Origin of the sequence: Bradyrhizobium genosp. SA-3, assembly GCF_004212635.1 — a bacterium.
GTDB lineage: Bacteria > Pseudomonadota > Alphaproteobacteria > Rhizobiales > Xanthobacteraceae > Bradyrhizobium.
The window spans coordinates 1-14,782 of record NZ_PSRT01000060.1 but is presented as its reverse complement, the minus strand read 5'-3'; the positions used below and the strand labels follow the sequence as shown (position 1 = coordinate 14,782).

Here is a 14,782-nt window from a genome sequence, read left to right as displayed (position 1 = left end):
GTCGGCAGGCCCCCCAGCATCACGAGCGTGAGATAGATCGGCGAGCGATCCTGGAGACCGCTGTCGAGACGCGTCGCCGTCGTTACGCCAAGAAGGCCTTGAGCCTCTCGAGAAGCAGCTCGGGTGCTTCTTCCGGCAGATAGTGGCCGCAGGGCAGGCTTCCGCCTTGCACGTCGTTCGCCTTGGCGCGCCATGTGTCGAGCACGTCGTAACTCGACCCGACAACTCCCTTTCCGCCCCACAGCACGAGCAGCGGGCAGCCGATTCTCTTGTCGGAATCCGCCTCATCGTGGATCAGATCGATGCCGGCAGCGGCGCGATAATCCTCGCAGACGGCATGCAGCGTCTCGCGGGTGTAGCACCGGCGATACTCTTCGAGTGCAACCGGGTCGATGGCGCCCGGCGTCTTGTTCTGCTTGTTGATATGGGTCTGCAGATAGAATTCGAGATTGTTGCCGATCAAGGTTTCCGGAAGCGGCGCCGGCTGAATGAGAAAGAACCACCACATGTAGCGCGTGGCGAACTCCTTGTTCACCTTGGCGTACATCGTCGCGGTCGGCGCGATGTCGAGCAGGACTGCCCTGGACACGGCGTCCGGATGATCAAGCATCAGACGATGCAGAACACGCCCGCCGCGATCGTGGCCGACAGCCTGGAAGCGGTCAAAACCGAGCGCGCGCATCACTTCGACCTGATCCCGCGCCATCTCCCGCTTGGAATATGCGATACTGTCCTTGCCGCCGTCGGGCTTGCTCGAGTCGCCGTAGCCGCGCAGATCGGTCAGCACCACGGTAAAGCGTTCCGCGAGCTTGGGGGCGATCTTGTGCCAGCACGCCACTGTCTGCGGGTGTCCGTGCAGCAACAGCAGCGGCGGCCCCTCGCCCTTCACGAGTGCGTTGATCTCGGCCCCGCTGGTCTTGAGGCGCTTCTGTCGAAACCCCGGTAGCAACTTTTGCAGCGCGCTGGTCGTCACGGCATTATTCTCCTGAGCGAAAGCACCCGGCGCCAATATGGCCGAACCGAGGGCACCGGTTGTCAACGCGATCGACATCAGATGGCGGCGCGTCAACCCGGTCTCTGATCGATCGGAGCACGATTCAATCTGTTCGAATTCGAGCATTGAGATCTCCCCTGGAACATTCGTCCTGCGCGAAGGCCGCGGCCCGTATCAGGACAGCGACTTCATCAAGAGTGTCGCGATCACGATCATGATCGCGCCGCCGACGCGGGTGGCGATCTGGGCGAACGCCATCAGGCCCATGCGATCCGCGGCGCCAAGAATGGCGACGTCGCCGGTGCCCCCGAGGCCCGAGTGACAGGCGGTCACGATCGCCGCCTCCACCGGATACATGTTCAGCCACTTGCCGACGAAGAAACCTGACAGGATCATCGCCAGCACCGTGGTCGCGCAGATCATGATGTAGCCTGGATTGAAGGAGGCAACGAGCTGCTGCCATGAGACCAGCAATGTCCCCATCGCCACCAGGATCGCGAAAGTAAGGTTGGTCGACATGAACTTGTTGATCTGATAGGCGCCGAGCTCCATCTCGGCCGGTAGTAACCTGGTCAGCTTCAATGCCACTGCGGCGATGATCATCATGATCGGCCCGGGGATGCCGGTGAGCGGCGCAAAAATCATGCCGAGCACGAATAAGCCGCACGACAGCACTATGCCGGCACCGAGCAGTCCGAGATCGATCGGCTGGTCCGGCCGCGCTTCGCCGAGAATGTCGTCGTCTCCGGTTTTGACCAGCATCCCTCTGCCATTGAGGTCGGCCCGCGTCTCGCCAAGGCGCGCCAGCAGGCCTGCGCTGACGATCGCGACGACGTTGCCGAGCAGCGCCGCTGGGACCATCTGCGCCACAAGCTCGGCTTGCGGCCGATGCAACATCTCGGAATAAGCGATGGACAGCGGCAGGACACCTTCCGCAAGACCGCCGCCGACAATGGGAATGATGACGAAGAAGAACGTGTCCTTCGGGCTGTGGCCGAACAGAAGCCCGACGGCGATGCCGGCGGTGACGGCCGCGATCGTGCCGATCAGGAGCGGAACGAACATGCGAATGAAGCCCTGAACCAGGACCCGATAGGGCATGCCGAGGATCGAGCCTGCGACAAGGCAGGCGATGAAGAAATACTGAAAGTTGGCGGTTCGGAACGTGGTCGTGATCGCCTTCAAGGCGGCTTCTGGCATCAGGCCGTAGCTCACCAGAGCGGACGGCACGAATAGACACAGGATCGCGGTGCCGCCGATCTGCTTCAGCACCGGAATGGTCTGACCGAGCTTGCCCAGCAGGAAGCCGAGCAGCATCAGGACCGAAAGGCCGCCGATCACGTCGTTCGGCAGCTTGCCGGAATAGACGGCGGCGGCGCAGACGAGTGCGGCCGCGACGTAGATGCCGATCGGCAACGGGCCGACCTTGAGACGGGCCAGATGTGTTGCAGCAACGGCGCTAGGCGCTTCGGCCGGGCGATATGTTGTTTCTACCAAAGCTTCCTCCGCTGTTTGTCGTTTTGTCGTTGGCGCGCGGATTCGAGCCGCGCAAGCTCGTGCAGGTCAGACGATCCAGGGGTTCTCCGCCCGATGCCGCGCCTCGAAGGCGCGAATGTCGTCGGCGAAGACGAGCGTTGAGGCGATGAAATCGCGGCCCGTCAGGAAGGCCTCTTTCCTGTCCGGCTCGACGTCGAAAGTGATCGAGCGGCAACCGCGATCGAACCGGATCGTCTGCGCGGCGAGGTCGACCGTGACGTCATTGCGCGAGCTGTCGGCCACGACCTGGGCGAGCTCCGCCACCACATCGGGATCGAGCGAGATCGTCAACAGACCGTTGTTGGCGCAATTGTCGTTGAAGATGCCGGCGAAGCCGGTGCCGATCAGCGCGCGAATGCCAAGCTGCTGCAGTCCCCAGACGGCGTGCTCGCGGCTCGACCCGCAACCGAAGTTCGGGCCGACCACGAGAAAGCTGGCGTCGCGATAGCCTTCCCGATTCAGGATGAAGTCCGGATTGGGCTTGCCGCCGCTGAAGCGCAGCAGGTTGAAGGCGCCCTCCCCAAGGCCGCTGCGGTCCACGCCCTTGAGGAACATTTTTGGCATGATGACGTCGGTGTCGACGTTCGGCGCCATCATGGGCGCCGCCACGCCGGTGATCTGATCGAACGGAATCATTGGCGTGCTCCTCGAAGCAGAGAACGCACGTCCGTAATGCGTCCTGTGATGGCTGCCGCAGCCACCATTGCCGGGCTCATCAGGTGGGTGCGCGCGCCCGGTCCCTGGCGGCCTTCGAAATTGCGGTTGGTCGAGGACGCGCACCGTTCTCCGGGCCGTAGCACATCGTCGTTCATCGCAAGGCACATCGAGCAGCCGGACTGCCGCCATTCGACCCCAGCCTCGGTGAACACCTTTGCGAGGCCCTCCGCCTCGGCCTGGGCCCTGACCTGGCTTGAGCCCGGCACCACGATCGCACGCACGCCATCGGCGACCCGGCGGCCGCGAAAGATCTCGGCCGCATCGCGCAGATCCTCGATCCGCGCGTTCGTGCAGGACCCGATGAAAGCGAAGTCGATCGGAACGGATTGAATGAGCAGTCCGGGCGTGAGGCCCATATAGTCCAGGGCGCGCCTTGCGGCCGCCTCGCGCTCGGGCGCAGCCTGCTGTCCAGGATCGGGAATGGTCTCAGTGACGGCGATCGCCTGGTCGGGACTGGTGCCCCAGGTCACGAGCGGCTCGACTTCGGAAACCTCGAGCGCGATCTCGCGATCGAACCGAGCGTCGGGATCCGAAGCCAAGGTCAGCCAGCTCCTGGCCGCCCGCTCCCACATCTCGCCGTTCGGCGCGCGCGGACGTCCCTTCAGATAATCCAGCACCTTTTGATCCGGCGCGATCACGACGCCGCGCGCACCCGCCTCGACGATCATGATCGAGATCACGATCCGGCCCTCGACGCTCATTTTGGAGACGACGGGACCGCTGAACTCCACGGCATATCCGGTCGCACCATCGGCACCGACCCGCCGGATCACCTCCATCACAATGTCCTTGGGCGTCACGCCGAGCGGCGCCTCCCCCGTCAGGTGGATGCGCATCGTCTTGAGGCGGCGATAGCGTACCGTCGACGTCGCGAGATAGTGCTCGATGTCGGATGTCCCGATGCCGTAGCCGAGGGCACCAAACGCGCCATAGGCGGTGCTGTGACTGTCGCCGGCCGCGATCACCATGCCCGGCATGACGAGCCCCTGCTCGGGCGCGACGACATGCTCGATGCCCTGCCGGGGGTCGAGGATGTCAAAATATTCGATGCCGAAATCCCTGGCATTCTCGGCGAAGTAATCGACCTGCCGCGCTGCGCCCGGATCGGGCATCGCGCGGGTGCGCTGAGCGGCGGTCGGGTTGACGTGGTCAACCACCATCAGCGCGGCCTTTGGATTCCAGACCTTGCGCCCAGCCGCGCGCAACCCGGCGAAGGCTTGCGGGCTGGTGTATTCGTTAAGCACGGTGCGGTCGACATAGAGCAGCACGAGACCGGCATCGTCGAGATTGCGGACGACATGGGCATCGACCAGCTTGTCGTACAGCGTGCGCGCGGCCATGCGCGTTCCTTCTACAGAAGTCTTGCTGCACCGTGCCGCCGGCGCACTGGAAATCCAATGTCGTGTTCTGATATCGTTATGCAAACCATGCATAAGCAGTATTTGAGATGTCAGGAGGCTGTCCGATGGAAATGAATTGGCTGCACGATTTCATCGCCGTGGCGACCACGCGCAGCTTCTCGCGCGCCTCGGAGCAGCGCAATTGCTCGCAGCCTGCACTGAGCCGCAGGATCCAGGCGCTCGAAGTGTGGACCGGCGCGCCGCTGCTGGATCGCACTACGCACAGCGTCAATCTCACGCCGGCCGGCGAAGGCTTTCGCGAGACCGCAGAGGACGTCCTGCGCCGGCTCGCCGCCGGCCGGCTCGACGCCCAGGAGCGGGCCCGCGGCGCCTCCGACGTGCTGAAATTCGCCTCGACCAACGCGCTATCGCTGACCTTCTTTCCCGATTGGCTGCGTGGCATCGAGACCAAGTTGTCGTTCGTTCCGAACGTGCAGCTGGTCGCCAACCACATGGAGGCCTGTGAACGGATATTGCTGGCGGGCGACGCGCATTTCCTGCTCTGCCATTACCACCCGGCGGCGCCCACGGCGCTCGCGCCATCGCATTTCCGCTCGCTGCATGTCGGCGACGACAGGCTCATTCCGGCATCGGTGCCGGTTTCAAGTCGAAGCCGCAAGCCGCGTTTCAAGCTCCCGGGCACGCAAGCCGCGCCGGTGCCCTTCCTGAGCTTCCGTCCTGAATCCGGCATGGGGCGAATCCTCGAAGCCGTGCGCGCAACGTCGCCGCTGGACGCGCATCTGCGCACGACCTTCACCTCTCACTTGGCGAAGCTACTGGTGACAATGGTGCAGGACGGCCGGGGCATGGCGTGGCTGCCGGAAAGTTTGATCAGCGATCAGCTCGCCTCCGGCGAGATCGTCGCAGCAGGCGGGCCGCAATGGCACGTGCCGATCGAGATCCACGTGTTCCGGCCGAAGCTTCGTCTGGCGCAGGCCGCGGAGGCGTTTTGGCAGCATATCGCGAAGAGCGGCCGTCAGATCTAAAGGAGCTGCGTCTTGAGACGGAAAACCGCTTCACACCTTTCCGGATCATGCTCCAATGCACTCTCGTGTCTCGGACGCGCGGCTGCACTCTTTGCACTGCTGCGCAGAGCCGAGACCCAGCGTGCCACGAGTCTGGGCCCCGGCTCAGCAGCGCATCACTATGGTGCTGCGCGGCGTCCGGGGCACGTCACCGCAACGGCCAACGATTTGGTTACGCCTGCTTCTTCTTCGGCTTCGGCTTGGTCGCCTTCGGCACCGGCTGCGGCTCGGGGTTGCCCTCGATCGAGGATAAGCGTCCGGCCGTGAACGTATAGATCCCCGCTCGCGGACCGGTCGTCCAGGTCACCACGGCGACGCGGCGGCCGATGGCGTCGTTGGAGAGGTTGACGGACGAAGGCGCGCCGATGCCGCGCACCACGTCGCATTCGGTGTGGCCGAGCGCGACTGTGCCGCCCATCGGCGCCGGTGCCGTGGTCGATGCATTGGCATCGGCCGGCCCGGGCGGCGGCGCCATGCCGGGACAGGCGCCGTCGGCGCTGACGAGATCCTCGGCTCCCACCGGTTTGTCAGGCGTGAGTGGCGGCGACTCGATCGAGATGTTCTTGATGAAGAGCCGGCCGGGCTTCTGGAACCATTCTGCGTCCTTCGACAGCAGATCGCTCGCGCCCGAGCAGCCCGCGACCAGCGGTGCTACGGCAGCCAACGCAATCATGAGCGAGCCGGGAAGCTTTTGATGTCGCACGATAAACTCATTCCCCGCGTGAAGGACCAGCCCTAAACGATTGTCCCAACATCCCTTTGCGGCACGAAGGTGGCCGAAGCCAGCATCGTTCGAAAAGTGCAAATTATCATTAATTGCGAACGGCGCTAATTCCGCTTCTGCCACCGGCCCCGCTCGTCGGCCTGCCAATAGGTGACATCAAATCCCCGCGCCTTGCAATCCGTCCAGGCGCTGCGCGCGAGCGCAAGCGCGTCCGGATCATCGCCGTTGAACAATAGCACCATGCGTTCATAGCCCTCCGCGTCCTGCGGCAGCGCGGCGTTGTCGACCAGGAAGCGGACATTGGCACCGTTCGGATTGTCCGTCTCGATCGCCAGCACGATCGGCTGCTCGGCGGCATCGTTCACGCGCCATGTCGCGTGCGGCAGGAACGAATCGTCGCGATAGGTCCACAAATGCGCGTCCAGCGCATCGGCGCGCTCCTCCGACGTCGACTGCACCACGACGCGCCAGCCGCGCTCGAGCGATTTCTCGAGCAGCGGCGGCAACACGTTCTCCACCGTCATGTTTTGCAGATGGTAGAACAGCACTTCGGTCATTTGAGCTCGTAATGATCTGCCACCAGACGGTCCAGGAGACGGACGCCATAGCCGCTTCCCCAGCTCTGGTTGATGTCGGTCTTCGGCGCACCCATGGCGGTGCCGGCGATGTCGAGATGCGCCCAAGGCGTGCCGTCGACGAAGCGCTGGAGGAACTGCGCCGCGGTGATCGAGCCGCCGTGACGGCCGCCTGTGTTCTTCATGTCGGCGAACTGGGAATCGATCAGCTTGTCGTATTCGGGGCCGAGCGGCATGCGCCAGACCTTTTCCCCGCTCTCGATGCCGGCCGCGATGAGCCGGTCGGCGAGCTCGTCATTGTTGGAGAACATGCCGGCATGCTCGGTGCCGAGCGCGACCATGATGGCGCCGGTCAGCGTCGCCAGATCCACCATGAATTTCGGCTTCACCTTCTTCGCCACGTACCAGAGCACGTCGGCGAGCACGAGGCGGCCTTCGGCGTCGGTGTTGATGATCTCGATGGTCTGGCCCGACATCGAGGTGACGATGTCGCCCGGCCGCTGCGCATTGCCGTCGGGCATGTTCTCGACGAGGCCGATGGCGCCGACCACGTTGACTTTGGCTTTACGCGCGGCCAGCGCATGCATCAGGCCGACGACGCAGGCAGCTCCCCCCATGTCGCCCTTCATGTCCTCCATGCTGCCGGCCGGCTTGATCGAAATGCCGCCGGTGTCGAAGCAGACGCCCTTGCCGACGAAGGCGACGGGCGCCTCGCCCTTCTTGGCCCCATCCCAGCGCATGATCACGGTACGGCTCGGCCGCATCGAGCCCTGGCCGACGCCGAGCAGCGCGCCCATGCCGAGCTTCTGCATCGCCTTGACATCGAGCACCTCGACCTTGACGCCGAGCTTGCGGAGTTGGCCGGCGCGGCGCGCGAATTCCTCGGGGAAAAGCACGTTCGGCGGCTCGTTGACGAGATCGCGCGCGATGACAACGCCGTCGACGACGTGGCCGGCCGCGGCGAACGCCTTTTTCGCAGCGGTGACATCGCCGACCGCAAGCGAGACATCGGCACGTGAGCCGCCCTCCTCGCCGTCCTTCTTCTTGGTCTTGTAGCGGTCGAACTTGTAGGCGCGCAGCCGCAGGCCCGCGGCGACCGCGACCGCCTGCTCGCTCGTCATGGCGCCATCGGGCAGTTCCGCCATCATGGTCATGGCGGCGGTCCCGGCCGGAAGCTTGCTCGCTGCCACGCCGCCGAATTTGAGGAAATCATTCGCCTTCAGGCTGGCCGCCTTGCCGGCGCCGATCACGATCAGGCGGGTGGCCTTCACCCCCTCCGGCGCCAGGATGTCCAGTGCGGCCCCGCTTTTGCCCTTGAAGGCGGCGGCGGAGGCCGCCCGCTTCACCAGGTCAGCGGCGCCGCCGAGCGCCTTGGCCGTCGCCGGGCCGAGCTTCAGACCGTCGTCGCAGAACACGACCAGGATGCCACGGGGCGCGGCAGACAACGGGACAAAGCCGACCTTGATGGCATCGGACATGGGTAACTTCTCCAAAACATGGGACTTTTCGCTGTCCGGCGATCCCGGCCGCGGGCCGGAGCTGAACTGCGATTCACTGAGGTTTCCGTACTATGGGCCAGCGGCCCGCCAGATGCCAAGCACCCCCGTGGCCGCCAGGCCACAACGAGCGAAATATTAACCATATATTGAGGGTGCCATGGGGCAGCCATTTTGTTGACGGATCAAAGGGATGGTAGAGAGAGTAAGCTGGCGGAACCGATGGCTGGCCGTCCCTTGGGGATCCCGTTGCGGGATTGGGGCGGGCAGCCAGATTCCCGCCGGCATTGGGGTCTTGGTGGGATTCGTGCAGTAGCGCATGGGGTCGATCGATAGGTATATCTTCCGCACGACGCTGGCGTCGTTTGCGCTGGTCCTGGTCAGCCTCACCGGCGTGATCTGGATTACGCAGGCGTTGCGCGGCATCGACCTGATGACGAGCCAGGGTCAGACCATCCTCACCTTCCTCGGCATCACCAGCCTCGTCATCCCGGCCCTGGTCCTGATCATCTCGCCGATCGCGCTGATGATCGCGATCTCGCACACGCTGAACAAGCTGGCGACCGATTCCGAGATCATCGTGATGAATGCGGCGGGCTTCTCGCCATTCCGTCTGTTCTATCCGTTCTTCTATGCGACCTGCGTGGTGGCGCTGCTGGTCGCCTTCATCGCGGCCTATCTCGCCCCCGACGGCATGCGGCGGATCAAGCAGTGGGACGCCGAGATCACCGCCGACGTGCTCACCAACATCCTGCAGCCCGGCCGCTTCGCCCAGCTCGACAAGAACCTGACGATCCGGATCCGCGAGCGCCAGCCCGGCGGCATCCTCGCCGGCATCTTCATCGACGACCGCCGCGATCCGAACGAGCGCGTCTCGATCGTCGCCGAGCACGGCGAGGTCGTGAAGAACGACACCGGATCGTTCCTCGTGCTGGAGACGGGCAATCTCCAGCGCTTCGAGGCCGGCAAGCGCGATCCGGCGCTGGTGGCGTTCGGCCGCTATGGCTTCGACATGTCGAAATTCTCGGGCCAGGGCCGCGACGTCACCCTCGGCATCCGCGAACGCTATCTGTGGGAGCTGCTCTCGCCGTCCGAGGACGATCCCGTCTACAAGCAGATCCCCGGCCAGTTCCGCTCGGCCCTGCACGACAGCATCTTGGCGCCGGTCTATCCGTTCGCCTTTGCCGTGCTGACCTTTGCGTTCCTGGGCGCGCCCCGCACCACCCGCCAGAGCCGCAATTTCTCGATCGGCTCCTCGATCCTCGCGGTGTTCGGCCTGCGCATGGCCGGCTTCGCCTGTTCGGTCATGGCGGTGAAATCGCCGGGCGCGGTGCTGGTGCAATACGCGATGGTCGCGGGCGCCATCGGCGTCGGGCTCTGGATGATCATCGGCGGCGTCGTGGTCGAGCCGCCCCCCGGCCTGATGGAGGCCATCAACAGATCGAACGCGCGGATCGCGCGGCTGTTCGGACGGCCGGCCACCGCATGAGCATGCTCACCAACACACTCGGGCGCTATTTCGCCGGCCGCTTCGTGGTCGCCGCGCTCGGCGTGTTCGCCAGCATCTTCCTGTTGCTGGTGCTGGTCGACTATATCGAGATGGTGCGCAAGACCTCTGGCCTCGCATCCGCCTCGGCGATCATGGTGGCCGAGACCTCGCTATTCCGGGTGCCGCAACTGCTGGAGAAGCTGACGCCGTTCTGCATGCTGATCGGCGCCATGACCTGCTATCTCGCGCTCTCCCGCCGGCTCGAGCTCGTGGTCGCGCGCGCCGCCGGCATCTCCGCCTGGCAGTTCATCTCGCCGGCACTCGGCAGTGCGCTGCTGATCGGGGTGATCGCCACCGTCGCCTACAATCCGATGTCGGCCAACTTGCGCGAACTCTCCAAGCGCATGGAGGCGGAGCTGTTCGGCTCGGCGCCCGGCGGCGGCATCCAGGATGCCTCCGGCTTCTGGCTCAATCAGGTGACCAACGACGGCCAGACCATCATCAATGCCGCGCGCAGCGAGCAGCAGGGCATCCGGCTCACGGGGCTGACGCTGTTCCGGTTTGACACGGAGCAGCACTTCAAGGAACGCATCGAGGCGCGCGAGGCGACGCTGGAGGCCGGCCATTGGCTGTTCAAGGGCGTCCGCCGCTTCTCGCTGGACTCCCCGCCGGTCGATCAGGCCCGCCTCGAGATTCCGACGACGCTGACCGAGGCGCAGGTCCGCAACAGCTTTTCCACACCCGAGACTGTGTCCTTTTGGCAACTACCAAGCTACATCCGCTCGTCCGAAAGCTCGGGCTTCGCGACAGCAGGATACCGACTCCAGTATCAGAAGCTTCTGGCACAGCCGTTTTTGCTGGCGGCCATGGTGATGCTGGCGGCCTCCGTGTCGTTGCGCTTCTTCCGGATGGGCGGCGTGCAGAAGATGGTTTTGAGTGGCGTGGGCGCGGGCTTTCTGCTCTACGTCCTGTCGAAAGTAACTGAGGACTTGAGCAAGGCTGAGTTGATGCATCCGATCGCTGCGGCGTGGTTGCCCGTTGTGGTGGGCGGCCTCACCGGCTTTTTGGCCTTGCTCTATCAGGAGGACGGATAGTGACTGCCGTCCACCGAGGGCTCGTGTCTCGTTCGACGCGACGCACATTGGTGCGCGCGAACGGGCGCGGCTGGTCCGTCCGCAGGCTTCTGCTCGCTGTCGCCGCTGCCGCCTCGCTCGGCGGGCTGATCGACGTTGCCGCAGTGGTGCCCGCCTCCGCCCAGTACACCTATAATCCGCTGCCGCCGCGTCCGAAGCCGCAGAGGGCTCCCAACGACAACCAGATGCTGGTGCAGGCGACCGAGGTCGACTACGACTACAACAACTCGCGCGTCTCCGCGGTCGGTAACGTCCAGCTGTTCTACAACGGCACCAGCGTCGAGGCCGACAGGGTCATCTACGACCAGAAGACCAAGCGGCTTCATGCCGAAGGCAACATCCGCATGACGGATGCCGACGGCAAGATCACCTATGCCGAGATCATGGATCTCTCCGACGATTACCGCGACGGTTTCGTCGATTCGCTGCGCGTGGACACCGCCGACCAGACCCGCATGGCCGCGAGCCGCGCCGACCGCTCCAGCGGCAATTACACGGTGTTCGAGAACGGCGTCTACACCGCCTGCGCGCCGTGCAAGGACGATCCGAAGAAGCCGCCGCTGTGGCAGGTCAAGGGTGCGCGCATCATCCACGACCAGCAGGAGAAGATGCTGTATTTCGAAACGGCACAGCTCGAATTCTTCGGCGTACCGCTCGCCTACATGCCCTATTTCTCGACGCCAGACCCGACCGTGAAGCGCAAGTCCGGCTTCCTGATGCCGGGCTATTTCCCGGGCACGACGAACACCGGCTTTGGCGCCGAAATTCCCTATTATTGGGCGATCGCGCCCGACATGGACGCAACCATCACGCCCCGCTTCATGACGCGGCAAGGCGTGATGCTGCAGGGCGAATTCCGGCAGCGCCTGATCGATGGCGCCTACCAGATCCGCGCTTACGGCATCGACCAACTCGATCCCGGAGCGTTCGCCGGGCAGCCCGGTGACCGCCAGTTCCGCGGCGCCGTCGACACCAAGGGTCAGTTCGCGCTAAACGACAAATGGGTCTGGGGTTGGGACGGCGTCCTGATGTCCGACTACTACTTCTTCTCGGACTATCGGCTCTATCAGTACCGCGATCCGCTCGGCTCGTTCCTGCTGCTGCCGACAGAAGCGCTGTCGCAGCTCTATCTGACCGGTGTCGGCAATCGCAGCTTCTTCGATGCGCGCACGATGTACTGGCTGAGCTATTCGGGCAACCAGAGCCAGGTGCCGATCGTCTATCCGGTGATCGACTACGCGAACGTGCTCAACTATCCCGTCTTCGGCGGCGAGTTCAGCTACAAGACCAATTTCGTGAACCTGTCGCGTGACGGGGCGGTGTTCGATCCGATCACGACGACCGCCAACACCGGCAGCCTGTGCACGACGGCGTCGGCCGATCCGCTGGCCCGTCTGCCTTCGCAGTGCCTGCTGCGCGGCTTCCCCGGCACCTACACCCGCCTGACCGCGGAAGCGCAGTGGCGCAAGTCCTTCACCGATCCGTTCGGCCAGATCTGGACGCCGTTCGCCAGCCTGCGCGCCGACGCGATCAATTCCTCGGTCTCCAACCAGCCGGGCGTGTCGAACTTCCTGCCCGTCGGCGATACCCAGGCGTTCCGCCTGATGCCGACCGTGGGCCTGGAATACCGCTATCCCTTCATCAACATTCAGCCCTGGGGCTCGACCACCGTCGAGCCGATCGCGCAGATCATCATCCGGCCGAACGAGACCTATGCCGGCAAGCTCCCGAACGAGGACGCCCAGAGCATGGTGTTCGACGCTTCGAATCTATTCAGCGTCGACAAGTTCTCCGGCTACGATCGCGTCGAGGGCGGTGGCCGCGCCAATGTCGGCGTGCAGTCCACCACGCAGTTCGACAAGGGCGGCGCCGTGAAGGTGCTGTTCGGCCAGTCCTACCACCTGTTCGGCCTGAACTCCTTCGCGGTCCAGGACACCATCAATACCGGCCTCAATTCCGGCCTCGACAAGCCGCGTTCCGATTACGTCACGAGCGCCAGCTACTCGCCCAACAGCACCTATACATTCAGCGTCCGCTCCCGCATGGACGAGCAGACCTGGAACGTCCAGCGTTTCGAGGCGGAAGGCCGCGCCAATTTCAATCGCTGGTCGGTCAGCGTGCTGTACGGCAATTACGCAGCGCAGCCGGAACTCGGCTATCTGACCCGCCGCGAGGGCATCCTGACGACAGGCTCGCTGAAGGTCGCCTCCAACTGGGTGGTGTCGGGCTCGGCCCGCTGGGATCTGGAGGCCAACAAGATCAACCAGTATGTGCTCGGCGCCGGCTATGTTGACGATTGCTTCGTGCTGGCGGCGAACTATGTAACTTCCTATAGCTATTCCGCGGGCAGTGCACCGCCCGTGCTGAGCCACGCGTTCATGTTCCAGATCGGCCTGCGCACGCTGGCGACCTCGTCGACGACCAGCGGCTCCTCGGGCCTCCAGTGAGCGGTTTGAAATGCCGGCCGCGCTTGCCCCACCACAGGCTCGACGCAGCTGACATGCGAGCGATAACCATGACGATTCCGTTGCCGATCTTCCGCCTCCTTCTCGTCCTCGCCGCCCTGTTCCTGGTCGGTGCGCCTGCGCGCGCGCAGAATATCGTCGTCATGGTCAACGGCGATCCGATCACCGATTTCGACATCGAGCAGCGCTCAAAGCTCGACCAGCTGACGACGCAGAAGGCCCCAAGCCGCGAGCAGGTCATCAACGAGCTGATCGACGACAAGGTGAAGATGAAGGAAGGCAAGAAGTACGGGGTGGATCCCGGCGTCTCCGACATCAATCAATCCTATGAGGGCATGGCGCAGCGCATGCGCATCACGCCGGACCAGCTCACCAAGTCGCTCGAATCCAAGGGCGTGCGCCCCGAGACGCTGAAGGCCCGCATGAAGTCCGAGATGGTCTGGACCAGCCTCGTACGCGGCCGCTACAAGGAGAAGCTGCTCGTCGGCGAGCGCGACGTCGCGCAGGCCGTGCAGGCGCAGAGCGGCGAGAAGCTCCAGGTCGAGGGCACCGAATACAAGATGCAGCCGATCGTGCTGATCGTGCCGCGCGGCTCGTCCCCGGCGTTCGTTGAAACACGCAAGAAGGAAGCCGACAGCTATCGCGCGCGCGTCGGAAGCTGCGAGGAAGCCAACTCGCTGTTCCGCTCGACGCCGAACGCCACCATCCGCGACAGCATCACCAAGACCACCGCGGAACTACCCGAGGCGCTGCGCAAAGTGCTCGACGACACGCCGATCGGCCATCTGACCGCGCCCGAAGTGACCAAGGCCGGCATCGAGATGGTGGTGCTGTGCTCGCGCAAGCCGACCATGATCGACACGCCGAAGAAACGCGAGGTCCGCGAGAAGATGTATCAGGAGAAGTACGAGAAGACCCAGAAGGCCTATCTCGAAGAGCTCCGCAAGGCGGCGATGATCGAATATCGCAACCGCTGATGGCCGAGCCTTCCGCAGCGTGCCCGGCAAAACCCCTCGCCCTGACCCTGGGAGAGCCCGCCGGCATCGGCCCCGACATCACCATCGCAGCCTGGCTGAGGCGCCGTGAGCTGAACCTGCCCGCGTTCTACCTGCTCGGCGACGAGGGGCTGATCGCCCGCCGCGCCAAGGCGCTCGGCGCCGACGTCAGGATCGCCGCGGTGAGCCCCAGTGAGGCCGAGGCCGCCTTCACCGAGGCCCTGCCGGTGGTT

At 64.4% G+C, this 14,782-nt stretch carries 12 protein-coding genes and 1 pseudogene; 6 read left to right on the top strand and 7 right to left on the bottom strand.

Annotated features, from left to right (window positions below):
* Positions 1-82: 82 nt before the first annotated feature.
* The 4 genes from CWO91_RS21570 to leuC form a co-directional block, all read right to left on the bottom strand.
* Entirely contained in the window at positions 83-973 is an 891-nt protein-coding gene (locus CWO91_RS21570; RefSeq protein ID WP_433995570.1) for an alpha/beta fold hydrolase, read from the bottom strand.
* A gap of 195 nt (positions 974-1,168) precedes the next feature.
* On the bottom strand, positions 1,169-2,491 hold the full coding sequence (locus tag CWO91_RS21565) for a 2-hydroxycarboxylate transporter family protein (protein ID WP_165405609.1): 1,323 nt from the start codon (positions 2,489-2,491) through the stop codon (positions 1,169-1,171).
* Positions 2,492-2,557: 66 nt separating this feature from the next.
* On the bottom strand, positions 2,558-3,166 hold the full coding sequence (gene leuD, locus CWO91_RS21560; RefSeq protein WP_130216085.1) for a 3-isopropylmalate dehydratase small subunit: 609 nt from the start codon (positions 3,164-3,166) through the stop codon (positions 2,558-2,560).
* The gene (gene leuC, locus CWO91_RS21555; RefSeq protein WP_130216083.1) at positions 3,163-4,587 is read right to left on the bottom strand and encodes a 3-isopropylmalate dehydratase large subunit; all 1,425 of its coding nucleotides are present in this window, start codon (positions 4,585-4,587) and stop codon (positions 3,163-3,165) included. The genes leuD and leuC overlap by 4 nt, the downstream gene beginning before the upstream one ends.
* 125 nt (positions 4,588-4,712) lie before the next feature.
* On the opposite strand from leuC, the gene CWO91_RS21550 reads away from it, so the two are divergent.
* Positions 4,713-5,633, top strand: coding sequence for a LysR family transcriptional regulator (locus tag CWO91_RS21550; protein WP_130216081.1), 921 nt, complete (start codon positions 4,713-4,715; stop codon positions 5,631-5,633).
* Positions 5,634-5,844: 211 nt separating this feature from the next.
* Here the strand turns inward: CWO91_RS21550 and CWO91_RS21545 are convergent, their stop codons facing one another.
* The 3 genes from CWO91_RS21545 to CWO91_RS21535 all read right to left on the bottom strand — a co-directional run bounded on the left by CWO91_RS21545 (position 5,845) and on the right by CWO91_RS21535 (position 8,449).
* Positions 5,845-6,336 (bottom strand): hypothetical protein, encoded by a 492-nt coding sequence (locus CWO91_RS21545; RefSeq protein ID WP_165405616.1) that lies wholly within the window; start codon positions 6,334-6,336, stop codon positions 5,845-5,847.
* A gap of 164 nt (positions 6,337-6,500) precedes the next feature.
* A complete protein-coding gene (locus CWO91_RS21540) occupies positions 6,501-6,953 on the bottom strand; it encodes a DNA polymerase III subunit chi (RefSeq protein WP_130216077.1) in 453 nt (150 codons plus the stop codon).
* Positions 6,950-8,449, bottom strand: a complete 1,500-nt coding sequence (locus tag CWO91_RS21535) for a leucyl aminopeptidase (RefSeq protein ID WP_130216075.1) — start codon at positions 8,447-8,449, stop codon at positions 6,950-6,952. Before CWO91_RS21535 ends, CWO91_RS21540 begins: the two co-directional genes overlap by 4 nt.
* 337 nt (positions 8,450-8,786) lie before the next feature.
* Here CWO91_RS21535 and lptF point away from each other — a divergent pair, with 337 nt between their 5' ends.
* From lptF to pdxA, 5 genes and pseudogenes are all read left to right on the top strand, one after another.
* Entirely contained in the window at positions 8,787-9,956 is a 1,170-nt protein-coding gene (gene lptF / locus CWO91_RS21530) for an LPS export ABC transporter permease LptF (protein ID WP_130216073.1), read from the top strand.
* Entirely contained in the window at positions 9,953-11,050 is a 1,098-nt protein-coding gene (gene lptG / locus CWO91_RS21525; protein WP_130216071.1) for an LPS export ABC transporter permease LptG, read from the top strand. The genes lptF and lptG overlap by 4 nt, the downstream gene beginning before the upstream one ends.
* Positions 11,050-13,536: an LPS-assembly protein LptD gene (locus CWO91_RS21520; RefSeq protein ID WP_165405608.1), complete on the top strand. Its 2,487-nt coding sequence runs from the start codon at positions 11,050-11,052 to the stop codon at positions 13,534-13,536. The genes lptG and CWO91_RS21520 overlap by 1 nt, the downstream gene beginning before the upstream one ends.
* A 68-nt stretch (positions 13,537-13,604) precedes the next feature.
* The gene (locus tag CWO91_RS21515) at positions 13,605-14,531 is read left to right on the top strand and encodes a SurA N-terminal domain-containing protein (RefSeq protein ID WP_165405607.1); all 927 of its coding nucleotides are present in this window, start codon (positions 13,605-13,607) and stop codon (positions 14,529-14,531) included.
* Positions 14,531-14,782, top strand: a pseudogene (gene pdxA / locus CWO91_RS21510) (4-hydroxythreonine-4-phosphate dehydrogenase PdxA); the annotation flags it as partial. The gene CWO91_RS21515 and the pseudogene pdxA, both read left to right, overlap by 1 nt.

Bases quoted from the DNA above. Each gene is read 5' to 3' on its own strand.
- CWO91_RS21540 (WP_130216077.1), bottom strand. From the start codon at position 6,953: ATGACCGAAGTGCTGTTCTACCATCTGCAAAACATGACGGTGGAGAAC.
- CWO91_RS21550 (WP_130216081.1), top strand. From the start codon at position 4,713: ATGGAAATGAATTGGCTGCACGATTTCATCGCCGTGGCGACCACGCGC.
- lptF (WP_130216073.1), top strand. From the start codon at position 8,787: ATGGGGTCGATCGATAGGTATATCTTCCGCACGACGCTGGCGTCGTTT.
- lptG (WP_130216071.1), top strand. From the start codon at position 9,953: ATGAGCATGCTCACCAACACACTCGGGCGCTATTTCGCCGGCCGCTTC.
- leuD (WP_130216085.1), bottom strand. From the start codon at position 3,166: ATGATTCCGTTCGATCAGATCACCGGCGTGGCGGCGCCCATGATGGCG.
- CWO91_RS21515 (WP_165405607.1), top strand. From the start codon at position 13,605: ATGACGATTCCGTTGCCGATCTTCCGCCTCCTTCTCGTCCTCGCCGCC.
- CWO91_RS21535 (WP_130216075.1), bottom strand. From the start codon at position 8,449: ATGTCCGATGCCATCAAGGTCGGCTTTGTCCCGTTGTCTGCCGCGCCC.
- leuC (WP_130216083.1), bottom strand. From the start codon at position 4,587: ATGGCCGCGCGCACGCTGTACGACAAGCTGGTCGATGCCCATGTCGTC.